Here is an 18,780-nt window from a genome sequence, read left to right as displayed (position 1 = left end):
GCGGCACGGCTCGCAGGGCTGCTAGAACCGTCTTAGCCGGTTCCGCGATGGCCAGGAGGTCTCATGTCCCGTCCACACAGCGACGTGCGAGCGTTCGAAGCCCACGCGACTGACGCCGAACTCGACGATCTGCGCGCGCGACTGGCCGCGGCGCGCCTGCCGGAGGCGGAGACGGTCCGGCGCGCCGCGCCCGGCCGGGACCGATGGGAGCAGGGCGTGCCGCTCGCCGACCTCGTCGATGTCGTTGACTACTGGCGCACGGGGTACGACTGGCGGTCGTTCGAAGAGCGCCTCAACCGCGTCGGCCAGTTCCGCACGACCATTGACGGTCTGGGAATCCACTTCCTGCACCGCCGGTCGGCGCACGCGGATGCCACCCCCCTGCTCATGACGCACGGCTGGCCGGGCAGCATCGCCGAGTTCATCGATGTGGTGGACGAACTGGCAGATCCGAGGGACGCGGACGCGCCGGCGTTCCATGTCGTCGCCCCGTCGCTGCCAGGCTTCGGTTACAGCGACAAACCGGCCACCACCGGGTGGGGAACCGAGAAGATCGCGGCCGCGTGGGTGGAACTGATGGGCAGGCTCGGCTACGGCGAGTTCGCGGCCCACGGCGGCGACTGGGGCGGCAATATCACCACGGTGCTCGGCGGCAGGTTCCCGGCGCACGTCCTCGGCATCCACAGTACGTTCGCGCAGGCGCCGCCCGGTCTGACCACGGACGGACTGACGGCGGTCGAACGCAAGTGGACCGAGGAAACCGCCCACTTCTGGCGCCACCGCGCGGCGTACGCGAAACAGCAGGCGACCCGGCCGCAGACCATCGGTTACTCGCTCGTGGACTCACCGGTCGGGCTTCTCGCCTGGATCCTGGACAAGTTCGCCGAGTGGTCGGACACGGAGGACAGCCCGTTCGAGAGGATCTCCAAGGACCGCATTCTCGACAACGTGACGCTCTACTGGCTGACACGCACCGGCGCGTCGGCGGCCCGCATCTACTACGAGAGCCACAACTCACTGGACCCCGAACTCCGGGTCGACGTCCCGTCAGCGATCAGCATGTACCCCCGCGACATCGAGAAGTGCCCGCGCCCCTGGGCACAGGAGCGATACCGACAGATCATCCGCTGGAGTGCACCCGAAACCGGGGGTCACTTCCCGTCCCTGGAGGTTCCCGACCACTTCGTCAAGGACCTCCGGGAGGGCCTCGCGGCAGTACTGACCGCCGCGGGGCGTGGAACGTAACCTCTCTTCAGTGGCCGTGCAGCCAGCTGTCGTACGGTGCGGCGTCCACGAGGTGGTACAGGCCGAACCCGGCGGCCCCGAGGACGAGCAGGAACACCCCCGAGCGCAGAAACACCGGGCCCACGAGTGTCACCGAGGCGGCCTGCCCCGTGATGGTGTGCCAGTCACGCCAGCGCCGGATGTCCCCGGCACTGGCCCACCAGAAGCCACCACCAACCACGAGGAAGATCGCGCCGAAGAGGCCGAGACCGCCGACGAGGGCGAGGAAGCCTTCGCGGTCGCTGTGGTCCGCGATGCTCAAGGTCGTCACCACGAGCAGCACGACGCCCAGCAGGCCGAAAAGAGCTGCTCGTCGGGCCACCTCCACGGGCCGCAACCGCGGGGATATCACTCCGTCTTCGTCCAACGTCATGAACGGCACCCTAGGGCCCGTCCGGCGGATCACCGCGCGGCGGGGTGTCAGGTCATGGAGAACTTGGCGACGTACTCGGCGAAGGGTTCGATGCCGACTTCCGCACGGAGTTCGTCCATGCGCTCAGGCTCTTCGCAGGGCCACGGGACCGGTGACCCGTCCTGCACGCCGGCGATCTGCGTGCCGTAGACCTGCTTGCGGCCCTCGTTGACCAGTGTGCGGTCGCGCAGGAAGGCCAGTTCGCGGGGGCCGGCCGAGCCTGCCGACACCGCCTGCCGCATCAGCTGGAGGGCACGACGCTGAACGTCCAGCTGCCGGTCGGCGTGCTGAGCGATCAGCCATGCCGCCCGTGCGGCCTCCTCGCCGACGAGTTCCGCCGTCGGCCAGCCGTACTCAGCCATGATCTCGCCGAGCCGGTCGCCGTGCCGGGCGGTCAGCCGCCGCCAAGCCAACTGCTCGGCGGGGTCGTCGCTGTTCGCGCGGGCCGCGGTCCGGTGATCGGCCGCGGCCATGTCCGTGAGTTCCACCGCCATCGCGGCAACGACGTACGCCACGCTCAACTCCCAGGTCGGATACGTGCTTTGTCTCCGCCCGCAAGCCTAGAGGCGCAAACAGGGCGTAAAGATCATTCCGGAGAACGGTGACAGACGCCTCCGGGCGCGGGGACAATGGATCTACCCCCGAACGCACCGAAGGCAGCCCGAGACTCCCGCAGACGCACCGCCCATGACAGGCTCGTGCCGCATGATCGATGAATTCGCGAAGCGCAATCTGCACGGCAGACTGCGGCGGGACCGCGAGGCGCTGCTCTGGAAGCTCGACGGCTTGTCCGAGTACGACGCCCGCCGACCCTTGACAGCGACCGGGACCAACCTCCTCGGCCTGGTCAAACACGTGGCCACCGTCGAGGCCAGGTACTTCGGCGAGGTCTTCGACCGCCCCTCCCCGGAACCGCTATGCCGGTGGCAGGACCACAACGGCAGTGATCTGTGGGCGGCCGAGGACGAGACCCGCGATCAGCTCATCGGGTTCTACCGGCGCACGTGGGAACACTCGGACGCGACGATCAGCGAGCTTCCCCTCGACGCCCCCGGCCACGTGCCGTGGTGGCAGGAGCCCTCTCCCAACACGAACCTGTTCGCCATCATGGTCCACGTCCTCGGCGAGACCATCCGGCATGCCGGCCACGCCGACATCCTGCGCGAGGGCCTCGACGGCCGGACCGGGTTGCGTGCCGAGAACGAGCAGCGGATCGACGAGGAAGCCCGTGCGGCCTACCGCGCGAAGATCGAGCAGGCTGCCAAGTCGGCCGCACCTTCCTGTCCTTGACCGCGCGGGGGTCTTGCGCAGACGCGCCGCCCTGCGCAGCATGAGGAGAGCGCTTGTCAGGATCACACCAACGGCACGGCTGTGCCCTGACGGTGTGTCATGGGGCGTCCACCCAACGCCCCCTCCCCGGTTCCCCACAACCTGGAGGATTCCCAGTGCGACTCTCTCACCCCCACAGCCTTCCGAGACGCGCACGGCTCATCGCCATGGCGACCGGCCTCGCGGCCGCCGCGGCCTTGGCGGTCCCAGCCGCCACGGCGTCGGCCGCACCGGCCCCGCAGACGTTCAGCGCCGCCGAGCTCAACCAGACGCACGACGCCGTGCGCACCGCCGACGTCGGCGGCACCGCGTGGTACACCGACACCCGGTCGGACAAGGTCGTCGTCACGGTCGACAGCACGGTCAGCAAGGCCGAGATAGCCGAGATCAGGAGCGAGGCCGGCGCGAACGCCGGCGCTCTCGTGATCAAGCACACCCCCGGCAAGTTCTCCAAGCTCATCGCCGGTGGCGAGGCCATCACAACAGGTGGAGCCCGGTGCTCCCTCGGCTTCAACGTGCAGGACGGCGCGGGCACCAAGTTCGCGCTGACCGCCGGTCACTGCACCAACATCGGCAGCTCGTGGTCGATCGGCACCACGGCCGGGTCCAGCTTCCCCGGCAACGACTACGGCATCATCCGCCACTCCAACGGAGCCGCCGCCGACGGCCGTGTCTCCCTCTACAACGGCTCCTACCAGGAGATCACCGGCGCCGGAGACCCCTCGGTCGGCCAGTCCGTCCAGCGCAGCGGCAGCACCACCGGTCTGCACGGCGGTACCGTCACCGGCCTCAACGCCACCGTCAACTACGGTGCCGACGGCATAGTAAGCGGGCTGATCCAGACCAACGTCTGCGCCGAGCCCGGCGACAGCGGTGGCGCGCTCTTCTCCGGCAGCACCGCGCTCGGCCTGACCTCCGGCGGCAGCGGCAACTGCTCCTCCGGCGGCACGACGTTCTTCCAACCGGTCACCGAGGCACTCGGCGCCTACGGCGTGAGCATCATCTGAGTTCTGTTCAACTCGGTGGCCCATCCGCCACCAAGGCAATAGCAGGCCACAGGCACGAAGGGGCGGTACGGCCATGGGCCGTACCGCCCCTGCAAAATCGCCACGCGGAGAAGTCAGTGGCGTCCGTGAGCGCTCGCGGACGCGCCCCCGAAGAGCCGCGCAACGGCACGGAAGGGAAGTGTGACGACCGTGGCAATCGCTCCACCAACGGCTCGCAGAACGTCTGCAATGGCCTTCAGCATGTGGGACCTCCAAGCGGGATCTTGCTGTCTTGCATCACGAGCCGAGCACTCCTGCACAGGCTGTGCCTACCGGTTGCCCCTCGACCGACGGCAAAAACACAGAGACCTCACTCCGAACCGCAGCTCTTCCGAAGGCGCCGGCGGTCGTGCCGGGGTCAGGTGCCGGCTTGCAGGCGCAGGCCCGCCAGCGTGAGGTCCAGCGCGGCGAGGAACTGGTCCCGGTCGTCGTGACCGGCGAACTCGTCGGCGATGTGCCGTACGAACGGGAACTCCTCGGCGTCCAGCGACCGCCACGTCTCGGCGAAACGGCTGAGGTACTCCTCGCGGTCCACCTCGCCGTCGAGTAGCTCCTGCGGGATCTCCGCGCCCAGGTCGGCAGCCGTGCCGACGACGACGCCCGTGATCGCCGAGACGGCGTGGAACCGCTGCCGCGACGTGAGATCGAGGCGCAGGGTCTGTTGGCCGAGCCGCTCGTACAGCCGCAGGGAGTTGCCCTGTACGTCGGTGTTGCGCATGAAGTACGCCGAAAGCCACGGCCGGTCCACGATCGCGTCGAACAGGGCGACGGCCATCGCGCGGAGATCGGCAATGGGGTCGTCGCTGTCCGGGTGCTCCTCCACGGCGGCCAGGACCCCACTGATCGCATGGTCGGTGGCGCGGTCGAGGAGCTCGTCCTTGTTCTGGACGTACCAGTAGATCGTGCCGACACCGGTGCCGAGCCGGGCGGCGAGGGCGCGAAACGTCAGCGCGGGACCGCCGGCCTCGTCGAGGAGGGCCACGGCCGCGTCGAGGACGGCCTCCATGGAGTGCGAAGCGCGTCGGCGCCCGCGGGCGGGCCTCTCGGTGGCGGAGCGTGCACGTGTGGGCGGCGGTGTCATCCATCCATCCAAGCACAGCTTGCCTCTCTATCGAACATGGTTCTATGGTGCACAACGAACATTGTTCCATGAACGAACGCCGTTCGATGTCTGCCGGCGTTCAGCGTGCAGAAAGGAGGCCGGTCATGAGTAGCACCACCACCGAAACCGAGCCCGTCCCCACCCGTACCTACGGATCACTGCGGGCGGCGTGGATCCCGCTGTCCGCGCTCTGCCTGGCCTTCTTCGTCGAGATGGTCGACAACACACTGCTCTCGATCGCACTGCCCACCATCGGCCGCGACCTCGGCGGCAGCACGACCGCCCTGCAATGGGTCACCGGCGCCTACTCACTGACGTTCGGCGGCCTGCTGCTCACGGCGGGATCCATGGCCGACCGCCTCGGACGCCGACGCGTCCTGCTCGTCGGCCTCGCCGTCTTCGGCCTGATGAGCCTCGCCGTGATCGCCGTCGACTCCACCGGGCAGCTGATCGCGCTGCGCGCCGGACTCGGCATCGCCGCCGCCGCCATGGCCCCCATCACCAACTCGCTCGTCTTCCGCCTGTTCGACGACCAGGCGCTGCGGATGCGCGCGATGACCCTGATGATCGTCGTCGGCATGTCGGGGTTCATCCTCGGCCCGCTGCTCGGCGGCACCGCGCTCGCCCACGTGAGCTGGCAGTGGCTTCTGCTGATCAACGCGCCGATAGCCCTGATCGCGGCCATCGGTGTGCGGCTCGGCGTCGCTCCCGACCGGCGCGAGGACCTCACCGACGACAGGCTCGACCTGCCGGGCGCCGCCCTGAGCGTGCTCACCATCGGCCTCGCCTGCTACGCCCTGACCAGCGGCGTCGAGCACGGTTGGCGCTCCGCCGCCACGCTCGCCTCGGTCCTGGGCGCCGCGGCCGCGGGCATCGCGTTCGTGTGGCACGAGCGCCGCAGCAAGGCCCCCATGCTGGACCTCGGAATCTTCTCCAACGGCACCGTCCGCGGCGCCGCCCTCGCCCAGATCGGCACGTCCGTCGCGATGGCCGGCGTGATGTTCGGGCTCATCCTCCATTTCCAGTACGCCTACGGATGGAGCCCTGTGCGGGCCGGCCTGGCGAACCTGCCGCTCATCGTGACGATGATCGCGGCGACCCCGCTCTCGGAGTGGCTCGCCAAGAAGTACGGCCACCGCGTCGCCTGCCTGGTCGGCGCGGCCTGCCTGACCGTGGCGCTGGCCGGCCTCGCCTGGGGCGTCGACCACGGGTACGCCGTCATCGCCCTCTGCATGGTCGTGCTGACCGTCGGGCTGCGCACGGTCATGACCATCTGTGCCATCGCCCTGGTCGAGGCGATGCCCGCCAACCGCACCTCGCTCGGCACCGCGCTCAACGACACCGCCCAAGAGGTCGGCACCAGCGTCGGCACCGCCGCCGTCGGCACCCTGATCGCCGCGCTCGTCACCACCCGGCTGCCCGCGGGCACCTGGGGCAGCGGCCTCGTGCAGTCCTTCTTCCACGGCGAGCGCATCACCTACGGCGTGCTTGCCGTGCTCGTCGGCCTGATCGCGGCGGGCGGCGCGCTCACCCTCACCGACTCGCACGCCACCGAAGAGCAAGCCTGAGGCAGGTCTGGTCGGCGTACGCGCCCGCGTAGCGGTACGGCTGGGGGACGGACTCCGTCGGTGTCGTGCGCGGCAGGCCGGTGGGGCCGTAGGTGTGGGTGCGCTTGCCGCTGCTGTCGGCGAGGCCGAGGACGTTGCCGGTGGCGTCGGTGTTGGCGGCGGAGCAGGCGGCGGTGTGGTCGGGCACCGCCCTGGGCGTTGGCTCAGCAGGGTGCGGAACAGGAAGCCCTACGTGACGGCCCCCGGCGACGGCCACCCCAGCCACCAGATGAACAGGCCGCTCAGCAGGACGAGCAGGAAGAGTGCGGCGTTGGTGCGGCGGTAGGCGACCAAGAGGGCCACGAACTCGCGGATCATGGCGCTCGGCCAGAAGTATGCGGCTGTAGGGGCACCGATCACGTGGCCCCGGATGCCGGTGCGGCGGGCGGTGATCGCGGCGCGGAAGACGTGGTAGTTGTTCGTGACGATCACGCACCGGTAGTCCGGATTCGCCCGCTCCATCAAGGCTTTGCTGAACGTCAGATTCTCGTCCGTCGTCGTCGAGCGGTCCTCGCGTTCGATCAGGTCGGCGGGGAAACCCTGGGTGACCAGGTAGTCGGCCATCGCGTGGGACTCGGGCAGCTTCTCGTCGGGCCCTTGTCCTCCCGAGGTGATCAGGACCGGGCGCCGGCCCTTCCGCGACAGCCTGGCGTGTTCCTTCCGGGCCCGGTCGAGGCGACCGGCCAGCAGCGGGGGCACGGTGGTGCCGCCGCTGAGACCCGAGCCGAGGACCACCACGTAGTCCGCCCGGCGGCGGATACGCAGACGCCCGTACAGGCCCCCGTAGACGAGGAAACAGAGGAACAGGAAGGCCACGTATCCGGCGAGCGCCACCGCCGTCGCCGCCACGACCACCAGCGTGTGCGTGTGCATCACCAGCGCGGTGATCAGCAGCGCGAGCAGGGCGACCAGGGCGATGCCCGCCCCCAGGGACAGCAGGTTCGCCACCTGCCTGCCCTCCTTGCGAACCATGGTGACCCCGTTGGCGATGAGGAACCACGCCAGCGTGACGATCCCCACGCCCGCCAGGGTCAGCAGCACGACGGCCAGGTCGCGTCCCAACTGGGGCCGCCCGGACGCCACATGCAGCACGAGCGCGAGCACCGCGAAGACGGCGGACAGGCCCAGCAGAACCGCGTTGCTCACTCGGCGGCGATCTCGAACCACACCGGCGCAGAAGAGGAAGAAGCAGATGAACGACGGTACAAAGGCCACCATGCGCCGATCCTACGAGGCCCGGCGCGATCCCGTCCGACCTCCGTGGTGCCCCGCACCGGCCGCTTCGCCGGAGCCGCCGGCGGCGCGGGCTGCGACCACCTACGGTCCGCCGTCCCCCTGAACCGCATAGGCATTCCGGCCGGAATAAGCCCTGCCGCTTCCCGCCGACATACCCGCAAGAAAGAGGGTCAACTACACGCATGGCGGGCGGAAGTAATGGGTCCGTTATCGACTTGCATGGAGAACCTGGCCGGAAATGAATGAAACAGACGCTTCGTCCCAAGAAGTGGTCTCTCATGGTCACATTTCGGCCAGATTCAGACCTGACTCGATCGCTCCCCTCGGGCCGGTAACCAAGGGCTTCGCGCCCGTCACGGTCTGCTGTCACCGCTGGAAAATTGTCCAAGAGCAATGGTTGAGCGCCGAACTGTGCTGCGAACCCGCCTTCACACCATGCACACTTGCCGCGCCTGCATGCGTGGTCCCCCAGCCCGCGGCAATCGCCCCTGCTGCAAAGGACCCGCCCCATGAGTGCGCCCGGAAGACGCAGAACCGCCGTCCAGTGGGCCGGTCGGCTGCTGTGCTGGAGCCTGGCTATCGCCATGGTCACCGCCGGCGTCGAAGCGCTCTTCCACCCGGGCGCCGCGTGGTGGCCCTTCATCTGGCCCGCGCCCTGGTACCTCACCCCGGCCGCCGCGCTCGCCTGGGGCCTCCTGCGCCTGCGCGAGAAGGCCGCGGGCCGGCCGCCCTGCGACGATCACAACGACCTACCGGCAGAGGACTGGGACCAGGCCGCCTGACCCGCCCTACGCGTCACCCACCTCGAACCACACGACCTTGCCGGGATCCCGCTCCCCCACGCCCCACTTGTCCGCCAGCTCCGACACGAGCAGCAGCCCGCGGCCGCCCTCCCCGGGCTCCCGGACGTCCGCCTGCGGTACCGCCGGTACGCCGTCCCCGCTGTCGTGGACCTCCACGCGTACGCCGTCTCCGCAGGGTGCCAATCTCAGCAGGAAGCCCCGGCCGGGTGGTACGCCGTGCACCAGAGCGTTGGTCGCCAGTTCGCTGACACACAGCAGGACGTCGTCCACGCGCCCGCGTACGCCCCACGCGGCAAGGGCCTCCCTCGCGAACGCCCTCGCGGCGGGGACGGACCGGCGCTCCCGACGGTAGAAGCGCTCGCGTGGGGACGGGGGTTGAGTTTCGGTGTTCACGTGACGAGGGTCACGCTCCGTGGTCATGATGAGACAGTGCGCAGGGCCGTACGGCCGGTTTGTACGGGCGCGCGATGGTGGACGTACGGGCGTGGGTGGGGAGTTCGACCTCATGGGGACGACGACACGGAGGAACGCCTCCGCGATGAAGATGGTGGGGGCGCTGCTCGCCCTCTACCGGCAGGCCGCGGGTCACACCCAGAGGTCACTGGGCGAGCGCTTCGTCATCGGCGAGCAGCAGATCGCGTCGATCGAGCAGGGCCGACGCCCACTGAAGCCGGATCTCGCCGAGCAACTCGACGAACTCCTCGATACCAAGGGCGCGTTGTCCATCGCCCTGAGCAAGCTGCCGGAGGTGGACCTGGTCCCGCTGTGGGCGGAGGAGTTCCTGGACATGGAGCGCGAGGCCATCGTGATCTCGTCGTACGAGAACCAGGTGTTGCCGGGTCTGCTCCAGACGGAGGCGTACGCGTGGGCGGTGTTCCGCAGCCGCGTGCCGTTCTATGACGATGACACGATCGCCCGGTTGGTGGGGGCGCGCATCGAACGCCAGGGGATTCTGCAGAGCAAGGATGCCCCGATCACTTGCTTCGTGGTCTGGGAACCGGTCGTGCAGGCACCCATCGGGGGCAGGGAGGTGTGGTCCGAGCAGCTCCGGTATCTGCGCACCTGCTCCGAGCTTCCGGGTCTGATGCTTCAGGTCTTGCCCCTGGAACGCAGCAGCCACGCGTCACTCGACGGCCCGTTCGTGCTGCTGGAGACCCCTGAACACCAGAGGCTCGCCTACACCGAGAACCAGCGCGGCAGCCAACTGATCGCTGACCCCGACGAGGTGGCGATCCTCACTCAGAAGTGTGCGATGCTGCGATCACAGGCCCTCACGCCCGAGGACACGCGGGGTCTACTGGACCGTCTCCTGGGAGAGCAATGAGCAGCACCGCACTTCGGTGGTTCAAGTCGAGCTACAGCGGGAGCGAAGGCGGCAACTGCGTAGAGGTCGCCACCGAACCCACCACCATCCACATCCGCGACTCCAAAACGCCCCCCGACGACACCACCCCGCACATCACCGTCGCACCAAGCGCCTGGACCGCATTCCTCGCATGGTGACGTCCGCCTTCCACAGGTCGAACTCCGCGTCGCGCGGGCCGTACGCCACATAGGGCTCGCCCTCGCCGAAGACCCGCACGGGATGCGTGGCGTCCCAGGCCGTCCAGCCCGGGTCGCCGGACTCCGCGAACCGGACCCACGCCCCGTGCATCGCGTCCGCCAACTCCTGCGGAGCACCTTCGCCCGCGAGCTTGCGGGAGTCGGGGAGGTCGCCGGAGTCGAAGACGAAGCCCAGTTCCAGGGCGTGGCAGGCGCCGAGGCCGGGCAGGCTGGACGGCCAGGCGAACTCGTAGACGTACGAGGATCCGGGCCGCGCGTCGGCCACGCGGTGCAGCGGGATGCGGAGCAGGTGGTCGGTGACCAGCTGACCCACCGTCTCGGCGGCACCGGCGTCGGGGCGCGCCGCGCGGTAGCCGCGTACGACCTCGTTGCCGCAGTGGCAGCGGGCGCGCGCGCCCGCGAGGGCCACCGCGCCGAGCCGGTCGACGCGTTCGAGGAGGCCGCCGGGGACCAGCCAGAGCCGGTACTCGTCGCGGGTCCAGCCCATCATCAGGTCGACGTCGCGGGCGGCGTCGCCCTCGACGAGGGCGTCCAGCGGGTCGCCGGGCATGACGTCGCCGTCGACGACGATGCCGAAGGCGGGTCCGCCGAGTACGGGGCTGCTGAACCGGCCCACCTCGGCCTGGGCGCGCAGCAACTGGCCCCGGTCGGCGGTGGCGAAGGCCTCGGCGGTGGCGGGGATCCGGAGGCGGGCGGCCATCCGGCGGACCATGCGCCGTACCTTGTCGCGGTCGGCGGCCTCGGGTGCGCCGCTCTGGAGCACCGCGCGGCGGAACAGCCCCTGGGCCCGGGGCGCGGCGAGCAGGGCGCCGGTGCTGATGGCACCGGCGGACTGGCCGGCGACGGTGACGCGGTCGGGGTCGCCGCCGAAGGCCGCGATCGACGCCCGCACCCACTCCAGGGCGGCGATCTGGTCGCGCAGGCCGGCGTTGGCGGGGGCGTCCGGGAACAGGCCGTAGCCCTCGACGCCGAGTCGGTAGTTGACCGAGACGCAGACCACGCCGTCCCGGGCGAAGGTGGCACCGTCGTAGACGGGGACGGCGGAGGAGCCCCTGGTCAGGGCGCCGCCGTGCAGCCAGACCAGGACCGGCAGCCGGGCGCCGGGGCCGGGCTCGGGGGTCCAGACGTTGAGGTTGAGGCAGTCGTCGCCGGCGATCGCCGGGTCGGAGAGGTACTGGGCGAAGGCCTCGGAGTACGGCGGTTTCGGCGCCGTGGGGCCGAAGGAACCGGCGTCGCGCACCCCGTCCCAGGGCTCGGGCGGCACGGGCGGGCGGAACCGGCGGGGACCGAAGGGCGGCGCCGCGTACGGGATGCCGCGGAAGACGGCGACCCCGTCCTCGTAGCGGCCGCGTACGGCCCCGTGTGCTGTGCTGACCACGGGTTTCGTCCGGTCTGCCGTCATGCGCCCACCAGCCCTTCGCCGCACTCTCGTACCGCTCATGGCACAGCGTCACGACGACCGTGTCTATTCCGGACCGTCCGCTTCGGCGACGCTGGGGGACAATGGAAGCCACGCACGCCCGCACTGTGCCGCCGAGGAGGCCGTCGTGACCGCCGACCCTCATCGCTCCACCGAGAACACGCCCGTCCGGATCGTCGAGGTCGGCGGGCAGCACGCCGCGCTGGCCTTCTCCGGCACCCTGGATTCCCACGCCCTTCAGGTCCTGGAGGAGCTGCTCCTGGACCCGCGGCTGCGGCAGCCGACCGACTGGACCCTGGAGATGAGCGGCCTGGACCACATCGACCTGGCGTCCGCCTACGCGCTGATGCGGGCGGTGACCCGGGCGTCCCAGCCGGTCAGCCTCACGGTCCGGGGTGCCCGCCCGGCCGTCCACCGGGTCCTGCGACAGGCCGGTCTTGACACCGTGGTCACCTACACGGGGTGACGCGCAGCGTCCCACTCCCTCACCCAACATGACTTGCCTGGCGGGAAAGTTAAAGGTAACTTTCCCGCCAGGCAAGTAGAACAGGGGAGAGGAGACGGTGGCTGTGAGCACACCGGTGAACGCCGAACAGGCATGGCAGGACCTCCAGCGCATCCGGGTGCCGCAGGAGCGGGTCTACGACGAGGTCGAGCGGTCCGCGTCCGGGGGTCCCCGGGCGACGTACGGCACGGCCGCGCTCATGTGGCTCTTCCTGGCTGCCCAAGGCCTGGACCTGCCCCCGTGGGGCGTCGCGCTCGCCGCCGTCGCGTACCTGTCGCTGCTGGCCTGGCTGGCCGTGACGCACACCAGCAGGAGCAGGGTGCGGCTGCACCACTCCCGCTACGACTGGCGTTCCCTGGCGACGTTCGCCGGGGGCGCGGCGGTGATCGGCGGGACGACGCTGCTGGCCGGTTGGCTGGTGGAGCCCCTGGCGCCGCTGGTGGGCAGCCTGATCCAGGCGACGGCGTCGGCGGCCGTCTTCGTGCTGTTCGTCGGGCCGGCGACGCGCTGGTCGACCGGCGCGCTGCGCGGCCGTGGCGCCGGTGCGGAGGCGGGCCGATGAGCGTCCCCAGCGGCTTCGACGAGCTGATCCACCCCGCCACCCGGCTGTCGGTGGTCGCCCTGCTCGCCGCCACCGAGTGGGCGGACTTCGCGTTCGTCCGCGACAGCCTCTCGCTCAGCGACTCCGCGCTCTCCAAGCAGCTGCACACCCTGGAGGAGGCCGAGTACCTGGAGATCCGGAAGGAGGGTGCCGGCCGCAAGCGGCGCACCAAGGTACGGCTGACGGACCGGGGGCGCACCGCCTTCGAGGGGCACGTGGCGGCGCTCCGGGCGATCGTCGAGGGCGCCGGGCCGCCCGACGCCTCGGAGACGGCTGATGCGCAGGCGCAGCGGCCCACGGAGGCGGCACGATGACCGGGCGGCCCACCCCCGTGGTCCAGGCACGCGCCCTGACCATGACGTACGGCGACGTCGACATCCTGCACGGGGTCGACCTGGACGTGCACCGCGGCGAGGTCCTGGCCCTGCTCGGGCCCAACGGCGCGGGCAAGACCACCACCGTCGAGATCCTGGAGGGCTTCCGGCAGCGCTCCGGCGGAGAGGTCCGCGTGCTGGGCACCGACCCGGAGCGGGGCGACGACGCCTGGCGGGCGCGGATCGGGCTGGTCCTCCAGTCCTGGCGCGACCACCGCCGCTGGCGGGTCGCCGAACTGCTGACCCACTTCGCGGCGTACTACGCCGACCCGCGCGACCCGGCCGAGCTGCTGGACCTGGTCGGCCTCACCGAGCAGGCCGGGCGGCAGGTGGAGCGGCTGTCCGGCGGCCAGCGCCGGCGGCTGGACGTGGCGCTCGGCATCGTCGGCCGCCCGGAGCTGCTGTTCCTGGACGAGCCGACCACCGGCTTCGACCCCGAGGCCCGCCGCGAGTTCCACCTCCTGGTCGAACGGCTGGCCCGCGAGGAGGGCGTCACCGTCCTGCTCACCACGCACGACCTGGTCGAGGCCGAGCGGCTCGCCGACCGGATCGCCATGCTGGTCGGCGGCCGGATCCGGGCCCACGGCACCCCCGCCGAGCTGGCCCGGCGGGCCGCCGCGCGCGCCGAGGTCCGCTGGACGGCCGGTGACGGCACGCCCCGCCGCGAACGCACCGAGGACCCCTCACGGCTGGTCTGGGAGCTGCACCGGGACGCCGACGGCCCGATCGCCGACCTGGAGGTCCGGCGTCCGACGCTGGAGGACACGTATCTGCACATGGTGCACCGGTCGGACGTCGGTACCGACGGTGCGGACGGTGCCGACGGGATCGCGGAGAGCGAGGCACGGGCCGCATGACGGAGACACACCTGGAGCGGGAGGGCGCGCGCCGCGCCGTCCGCGCCCCTTGGCGGGCCGGGTTCCTGCGCGGCGGCATCGAGCTGCGCCACCTCCTGCGCAACCCCAAGGAGATGTCCGGCCACCTCAGCAACGTGGTCGTGGCCCTGGTCATCGCCGGATACATCAGCGACGACGTGCCCGGGACCCAGACGCCGATGGCGCACCTGGTGCTCGCGGGCTTCGCCGCCTACCTGATGTTCCAGATCGGGCTGATCAACCTCCCGCAGATGCTGGTGACCGAACGGGAGGAGGGCGCCCTGCTGCGGCTGCGCGCGACGCCCGGCGGGATCCCGGCCTACCTGGTGGCCAAGTGCCTGCTGGTGGTTGTCACGACGGTCGCGACCCTGGCCGTGCTGCTGGGACTCGCCGCGCTGCTGGTGGACGGGCCGCTGCCGCAGGGGCCGGGCGGCTGGGTGACGCTGCTGTGGGTCACCACGCTCGGGCTGCTCGCCGTCGTACCGCTGGGCGCGGCCATCGGCGCGGTGCTGCCCAACCCGCGCGAGGCACTGGCGTTGATCATGCTGCCCGCGATGGCGCTGCTGTTCACCTCCGGGGCGGTGTTCCCGCTGACGTCGCTGCCCGTGCCGGTCCAGCAGGTGGCCTCCGTCTTCCCGCTCAAGTGGATGGCGCAGGGCCTGCGTTCGTCCCTGCTGCCGGACAGCGCGCGGGCCGCCGAGGCCGCCGGTTCCTGGGAGCTGCCCATGGTCGCGCTGGTCCTGACCGCCTGGGCCGTGCTCGGCTTCCTCCTCGCCGTGCCCCTCCTGCGCCGCGCCGCCCGCCGCGAGTCCGGCTCCCGCCTGACCGCGCGCCACCGCAAGGCGGAACAGAGCGGCGCGCTGCCCGCGTAGCGCCTCCGGCGGATCACGCGGCGGACGCGGGGCCGGCACGCGCGCCTGCGGCGTTGTCGTCACGCGCCGACTCCCCCGCGCTCGACTGCGCTCGCGGGGCGCTATCGCGTCGGCTCCCGCCTCCGGCTTGCCGCTGGGCGCACCAGACCTGCCCAGGCAGGCCCTGGCCGGGCCGGGCGGCGCTTCCGTCGCCGCGCCGGGCCGTGCGAACGCTGCGATGCTGAGAGATCAGGCGCGCTTCTGACGGGGCGACGAAGGTGGTGCTGGGCCATGGCCGGGGAGAGGCAGAGTGGTCGAGAGCCGGCGGCGCCGGGGCACGAGCCCCGGGCGGGCCCGTTCCTGCGCACCCGCACGGCGGTGCCCGCCCTCCCCCCGACGTTCCTGCGACGCGGGCGGTTGTCCCGGCGCCTCGACGACGGCCTGGACACGCCGTTGACGCTGGTGAGCGGCGCCGCGGGGGCCGGGAAGACCCTGCTGGTCGCCGACTGGGCGGCCCGGGCCGGCCGGCCCGTCGCCTGGCTCACCAACGACGCCGGGCACCAGGGCGGCGGAACGTTCTGGGCCTACCTGCTGCAGGCACTGCGCGGCGCCGGTGAACCGGTGCCCCCGGAGGTCGGGGCCCCCGCCTGCGGGGACCGGGTCGACCCGATGTTCCCCTCGCGCCTGGCCGGCGCGCTGTGCGAGCGGGACCGGCCGGTGGTCGTGGTGCTGGACGAGTACGACCGGGTGACCGACCCGGAGATCGCCGCACAGCTGGAGTTCGTCCTGCGCCACGCGGGCCCGGGGCTGCGCCTCTTCCTCGTCACCCGCAACGAGCCCCGGCTCCCCCTGCACCGCTACCGGGCGTCCGGTGGACTGACCGAGATCAGGAACGCGGACCTGGCCTTCACCCCCGACGAGGCCGCCGCGCTCCTCGAACAGCACGGCCTTCGGCTCGCCCGGCACGCCACGCTCGGGCTCGTGGAGCACACGCGCGGCTGGGCCGCGGGGCTGCGGCTGTGCGCGCTGGCGGCCCGGGACAGTCCCGATCCGGAGCGGTACCTGAAGGAGTTCGAGGCGGGCCACTCCGCCGTCGCCGACTTCCTGCTGGCGGAGGTGCTCGACCGGCAGGGCCCCGGCACCCGGGGCCTGCTGCTGCGGGTGAGCGTGCTCGACGACTTCCGGCCCGAGCTGGCGGACGCGCTGACCGGGCGCCGGGACGCCGAGTCCGCACTGGAAGGGCTGCGGCGGCAGAACGCGTTCGTCGAGTACCTGGGAGACGTCTCGTACCGGCTGCACCCGCTGTTCGCGGAGATCCTCCGCGCCCACCTGCGTGAGCGGCTGCCCGGCCTGGAGGCGGAGCTGCACCGGCGGGCGGCGGTGTGGCTGCGGCGGCACGGGCGGCTCACCGAGGCGCTGCGGCACGGAGCCGCCGCCGACGACTGGGAGTTCACGGCCGGGGCGCTGCTCGGGGACCTCGCCGTCGGTCAGTTGTTCACCGGGCTGCGGTCCGCCGACCTCTCCGCCCTGTTCGCGCGGATGCCCGCCACGGCCACCACCCCGGCCGCGGAGCTGGTCCGCGCGGCACGCGGCCTGGCCCGGTCCGACCTCGACGGCGGTCTGACCCATCTGCGGCACGCCGAACCGGCCCTGACGGCGGACGCCCCGGCGGCCACCCGGATGTGCGGGGCGCTGCTCCAGGCGCTGGCGGCGCGGCTGACCGGTTCGCCGGAGCGGGCGGCGACGGCGGCCGGGACCGCGGGGAAGCTGCTCGGCGAGGTACCGGAGGGGCTGCTGGACGAGCACCCCGAGGTCGTCGCCCTCCTGCGGGCCCATGTGGGCTGCGCCTTGCTGTGGGCCGGCCGGCTGGACGAGGCACGGGCCGAACTGGCGGCCGTGGCAGGCGGCGACGAGCGGGCGGCGACGGCACCGGCCCGCGAGGACGCGCTCGGCCACCTCGCCCTGATCGACTACCTGAACGGGCGCCCCTCGGCCGCCGAGAGCAGGGCCCTGGCGGCCAAGGCGGTCCGGCGGCGGTTCAGTCTGCCGGCGCGGTCCGGATCGGGCATCGCCCTCGTGGTGCTCGCGGCGGTCGCCGTGGAACGCGACGAACTCGCACGCGCCGAGGCGTTGCTCGACGTGCCGGACGGCGGGGAGCCGGCGGTGCGGGACCCGGTGTGCGCGGGGGTCCGGGCCGCCACCACGGCCCGGCTGCTGCTGGCCCGCGGCCGGCCCCGCGCCGCGTTCGACGCCCTGCGGCGGCCGGTGCCCGAGGTGACCGCCTCACCCTGGCTGGAGGCGCACCGCACCGTGCTGACCGCCGCCGCGCACCAGGCCGAAGGAGACCGTGGGGCGGCCTGCGCGCTGCTGCGACGCGTGCCGCCGGGCCTGGCGATGTGCGCCGTGGAAGCGGCAGGCGTCCAGTTCGCCGCGGGCTTTCCCGAGGCGGCGCTGAGGCGGCTCGACGCGCTCCCCGTGCGGGGCGATCCCGGTCCGGCCGTGCGGGTGCGGGCCGCGCTGCTCAGGGCACGGGCGGCCGCTGCCGCCGGGGACGCCGTCGCCGCCCGCCGGCTCGTCGGCCACGCCGTGCGGGAGGCGCGGCGCGAGCGGCTGCGGCGCCCGCTGCTCGACACCGGCCCGTGGGTGCGTCCGCTGCTGGCCCCGGCGCCCGCACCGCCGCTCGCCGCACCGGTCGTGCCGGACCTCAGCCCGAGGGAGCGGGAGGTGCTGAGCGGGGTCGCGCGGCTGATGTCGTACGAGGAGATCGGCGCCGACCTGTTCATCTCGGTGAACACGGTCAAGACCCACCTCAAGAACGCCTACCGCAAGCTGTCCGTCAACCGGCGCTCCGACGCCGTGCGCCGCGCGCGGGAGCTGCACCTGCTGTGAGGCGGCGGCTCACACCGGGCGCTGGCGCAGCTCCAGGACCCGCAGGCCGAGCGACTGGCAGCGGTCGAGCAGCCCGTACAGCTGCGCCTCGTCCACGACGGCTCCGTACAGCACCGTCTGGCCGTCCATCTCCACGTGCTCCAGCTCGGGGAAGGCCCTGGCCAGCGCTGTCGACAGATGGCCGTCGACACGAATCTCGTAGCGCATCACACCGCCTCCCTCCTGCGATGCGCGCCCGCGTCAGTCGGGCGGCGTCTCCCTGCCCTGCCGCCGCAGACCGGTCTGTACGGCGCCCACCAGCACCCGGGCGGCCACACCCACCAGGAGCAGGCCGCCGGCCATCTGGATCATCACCACCAGCCGGCCCGTCTGGGAGCGGGCGACGATGTCGCCGTACCCGACGGTGGCGAACGTGGTCAGCGTGAAGTACAGCGAGTCCGTCTTGGTCAGCGCCTCGCTGAAGGTTCCCGGACTGGCCCGCTCCAGCAGGTAGTAGAACGCGGCGAACAGCACCAGGAACAGCACGGCCGTGGCGGCGAGCGCCTCGGCGGCCCGCAGCCGGGGGTGCGGGGAGCGCAGGATGGCCCGGATCTCCCACAGGAAGACCAGGACGACCGCGACCAGGCCGCACACGAACGCCGCCCAGGTGGCGGCCGAGGGGCGCTCGTCCAGCGGCAGCAGGTAGTAGGCGGCGAACAGACCGGTCGTCACGGCCGCGGCCCGCGCGAGGGCCACGGCCGTCGCCCGCCGCCGACGGGGCACCGACCCGGTGGGCGGGTCGGGACCCGCCCGGTCGTCCACCGGTCCGTCCACAGCGTCATCACACCGCCGGGCACGGCCGTGCCGGATCACCCGGAGCGGGTGATCCCGTGCGCCCGCGCCG

General features: G+C 71.9%; 23 protein-coding genes. 13 read left to right on the top strand and 10 right to left on the bottom strand.

From position 1 onward, the window contains the following. The first annotated feature begins 63 nt into the window (after window positions 1-63). The gene (locus ACFC1X_RS00440) at window positions 64-1,245 is read left to right on the top strand and encodes an epoxide hydrolase (protein WP_376347414.1); all 1,182 of its coding nucleotides are present in this window, start codon (window positions 64-66) and stop codon (window positions 1,243-1,245) included. A 7-nt stretch (window positions 1,246-1,252) separates the two neighbouring features. Here ACFC1X_RS00440 and ACFC1X_RS00435 read toward each other — a convergent pair whose 3' ends face one another. Together ACFC1X_RS00435 and ACFC1X_RS00430 are read right to left on the bottom strand one after the other, a co-directional pair. After that, the gene (locus tag ACFC1X_RS00435) at window positions 1,253-1,657 is read right to left on the bottom strand and encodes a DUF6336 family protein (protein ID WP_376347413.1); all 405 of its coding nucleotides are present in this window, start codon (window positions 1,655-1,657) and stop codon (window positions 1,253-1,255) included. A gap of 47 nt (window positions 1,658-1,704) precedes the next feature. After that, the gene (locus tag ACFC1X_RS00430) at window positions 1,705-2,211 is read right to left on the bottom strand and encodes a DUF6624 domain-containing protein (RefSeq protein ID WP_376347411.1); all 507 of its coding nucleotides are present in this window, start codon (window positions 2,209-2,211) and stop codon (window positions 1,705-1,707) included. A gap of 190 nt (window positions 2,212-2,401) precedes the next feature. On the opposite strand from ACFC1X_RS00430, the gene ACFC1X_RS00425 reads away from it, so the two are divergent. Together ACFC1X_RS00425 and ACFC1X_RS00420 are read left to right on the top strand one after the other, a co-directional pair. Beyond that, entirely contained in the window at window positions 2,402-2,986 is a 585-nt protein-coding gene (locus tag ACFC1X_RS00425; RefSeq protein WP_376347410.1) for a DinB family protein, read from the top strand. Window positions 2,987-3,141: 155 nt separating this feature from the next. Further along, window positions 3,142-4,032, top strand: coding sequence for a S1 family peptidase (locus ACFC1X_RS00420; protein WP_376347408.1), 891 nt, complete (start codon window positions 3,142-3,144; stop codon window positions 4,030-4,032). Window positions 4,033-4,145: 113 nt separating this feature from the next. Here ACFC1X_RS00420 and ACFC1X_RS00415 read toward each other — a convergent pair whose 3' ends face one another. Together ACFC1X_RS00415 and ACFC1X_RS00410 are read right to left on the bottom strand one after the other, a co-directional pair. After that, window positions 4,146-4,274, bottom strand: coding sequence for an LPFR motif small protein (locus ACFC1X_RS00415; RefSeq protein WP_376347406.1), 129 nt, complete (start codon window positions 4,272-4,274; stop codon window positions 4,146-4,148). A 155-nt stretch (window positions 4,275-4,429) separates the two neighbouring features. After that, a complete protein-coding gene (locus tag ACFC1X_RS00410; RefSeq protein WP_376347404.1) occupies window positions 4,430-5,077 on the bottom strand; it encodes a TetR/AcrR family transcriptional regulator in 648 nt (215 codons plus the stop codon). A gap of 200 nt (window positions 5,078-5,277) precedes the next feature. On the opposite strand from ACFC1X_RS00410, the gene ACFC1X_RS00405 reads away from it, so the two are divergent. After that, window positions 5,278-6,741: an MFS transporter gene (locus ACFC1X_RS00405; protein ID WP_376347402.1), complete on the top strand. Its 1,464-nt coding sequence runs from the start codon at window positions 5,278-5,280 to the stop codon at window positions 6,739-6,741. Here ACFC1X_RS00405 and ACFC1X_RS00400 read toward each other — a convergent pair. Both ACFC1X_RS00400 and ACFC1X_RS00395 read right to left on the bottom strand, forming a co-directional pair. After that, a complete protein-coding gene (locus ACFC1X_RS00400) occupies window positions 6,707-6,928 on the bottom strand; it encodes a hypothetical protein (RefSeq protein WP_376347400.1) in 222 nt (73 codons plus the stop codon). The genes ACFC1X_RS00405 and ACFC1X_RS00400 overlap by 35 nt on opposite strands. 41 nt (window positions 6,929-6,969) lie before the next feature. After that, window positions 6,970-7,998 carry a YdcF family protein gene (locus ACFC1X_RS00395; RefSeq protein WP_376347399.1) on the bottom strand — a complete coding sequence of 343 codons (1,029 nt, stop codon included), beginning with the start codon at window positions 7,996-7,998 and terminating at the stop codon, window positions 6,970-6,972. 527 nt (window positions 7,999-8,525) lie between these two features. Between ACFC1X_RS00395 and ACFC1X_RS00390 the strand changes: the two genes are divergently transcribed. Further along, window positions 8,526-8,798 carry a hypothetical protein gene (locus ACFC1X_RS00390; protein WP_376347397.1) on the top strand — a complete coding sequence of 91 codons (273 nt, stop codon included), beginning with the start codon at window positions 8,526-8,528 and terminating at the stop codon, window positions 8,796-8,798. 6 nt (window positions 8,799-8,804) lie between these two features. Here the strand turns inward: ACFC1X_RS00390 and ACFC1X_RS00385 are convergent, their stop codons facing one another. Continuing rightward, window positions 8,805-9,239 carry an ATP-binding protein gene (locus ACFC1X_RS00385; protein WP_376347395.1) on the bottom strand — a complete coding sequence of 145 codons (435 nt, stop codon included), beginning with the start codon at window positions 9,237-9,239 and terminating at the stop codon, window positions 8,805-8,807. An 85-nt stretch (window positions 9,240-9,324) separates the two neighbouring features. Here ACFC1X_RS00385 and ACFC1X_RS00380 point away from each other — a divergent pair, with 85 nt between their 5' ends. After that, a complete protein-coding gene (locus ACFC1X_RS00380) occupies window positions 9,325-10,143 on the top strand; it encodes a helix-turn-helix domain-containing protein (RefSeq protein ID WP_376347394.1) in 819 nt (272 codons plus the stop codon). Further along, complete coding sequence (locus ACFC1X_RS00375; RefSeq protein WP_376347392.1) at window positions 10,140-10,322, top strand: DUF397 domain-containing protein; 183 nt, start codon at window positions 10,140-10,142, stop codon at window positions 10,320-10,322. The genes ACFC1X_RS00380 and ACFC1X_RS00375 overlap by 4 nt, the downstream gene beginning before the upstream one ends. Here ACFC1X_RS00375 and ACFC1X_RS00370 read toward each other — a convergent pair. After that, window positions 10,279-11,784 carry a carboxylesterase/lipase family protein gene (locus ACFC1X_RS00370; RefSeq protein ID WP_376347391.1) on the bottom strand — a complete coding sequence of 502 codons (1,506 nt, stop codon included), beginning with the start codon at window positions 11,782-11,784 and terminating at the stop codon, window positions 10,279-10,281. The two genes, ACFC1X_RS00375 and ACFC1X_RS00370, sit on opposite strands and share 44 nt — an antisense overlap. A 145-nt stretch (window positions 11,785-11,929) precedes the next feature. Between ACFC1X_RS00370 and ACFC1X_RS00365 the strand changes: the two genes are divergently transcribed. The 6 genes from ACFC1X_RS00365 to ACFC1X_RS00340 all read left to right on the top strand — a co-directional run bounded on the left by ACFC1X_RS00365 (window position 11,930) and on the right by ACFC1X_RS00340 (window position 17,897). After that, entirely contained in the window at window positions 11,930-12,268 is a 339-nt protein-coding gene (locus ACFC1X_RS00365) for an STAS domain-containing protein (RefSeq protein ID WP_376347389.1), read from the top strand. Window positions 12,269-12,371: 103 nt separating this feature from the next. Next, the gene (locus tag ACFC1X_RS00360; RefSeq protein WP_376347388.1) at window positions 12,372-12,869 is read left to right on the top strand and encodes a hypothetical protein; all 498 of its coding nucleotides are present in this window, start codon (window positions 12,372-12,374) and stop codon (window positions 12,867-12,869) included. After that, entirely contained in the window at window positions 12,866-13,222 is a 357-nt protein-coding gene (locus tag ACFC1X_RS00355) for a transcriptional regulator (protein ID WP_376347387.1), read from the top strand. Before ACFC1X_RS00360 ends, ACFC1X_RS00355 begins: the two co-directional genes overlap by 4 nt. After that, window positions 13,219-14,139, top strand: coding sequence for an ABC transporter ATP-binding protein (locus ACFC1X_RS00350; RefSeq protein WP_376347385.1), 921 nt, complete (start codon window positions 13,219-13,221; stop codon window positions 14,137-14,139). Before ACFC1X_RS00355 ends, ACFC1X_RS00350 begins: the two co-directional genes overlap by 4 nt. Next, window positions 14,136-15,029, top strand: a complete 894-nt coding sequence (locus tag ACFC1X_RS00345; RefSeq protein ID WP_376347383.1) for an ABC transporter permease — start codon at window positions 14,136-14,138, stop codon at window positions 15,027-15,029. The genes ACFC1X_RS00350 and ACFC1X_RS00345 overlap by 4 nt, the downstream gene beginning before the upstream one ends. Window positions 15,030-15,299: 270 nt before the next feature. Continuing rightward, complete coding sequence (locus ACFC1X_RS00340; protein WP_376347382.1) at window positions 15,300-17,897, top strand: LuxR C-terminal-related transcriptional regulator; 2,598 nt, start codon at window positions 15,300-15,302, stop codon at window positions 17,895-17,897. A gap of 9 nt (window positions 17,898-17,906) precedes the next feature. Here the strand turns inward: ACFC1X_RS00340 and ACFC1X_RS00335 are convergent, their stop codons facing one another. Then, the gene (locus ACFC1X_RS00335) at window positions 17,907-18,104 is read right to left on the bottom strand and encodes a hypothetical protein (RefSeq protein WP_376347380.1); all 198 of its coding nucleotides are present in this window, start codon (window positions 18,102-18,104) and stop codon (window positions 17,907-17,909) included. Between the two features lie 33 nt (window positions 18,105-18,137). Further along, window positions 18,138-18,710 carry a potassium channel family protein gene (locus ACFC1X_RS00330; RefSeq protein WP_376347378.1) on the bottom strand — a complete coding sequence of 191 codons (573 nt, stop codon included), beginning with the start codon at window positions 18,708-18,710 and terminating at the stop codon, window positions 18,138-18,140. Between the last annotated feature and the right edge of the window lie 70 nt (window positions 18,711-18,780).

This window comes from Streptomyces sp. NPDC056128, assembly GCF_042263835.1.
Classification (GTDB): domain Bacteria; phylum Actinomycetota; class Actinomycetes; order Streptomycetales; family Streptomycetaceae; genus Streptomyces.
This window is presented reverse-complemented; position numbering and strand designations above follow the sequence as displayed.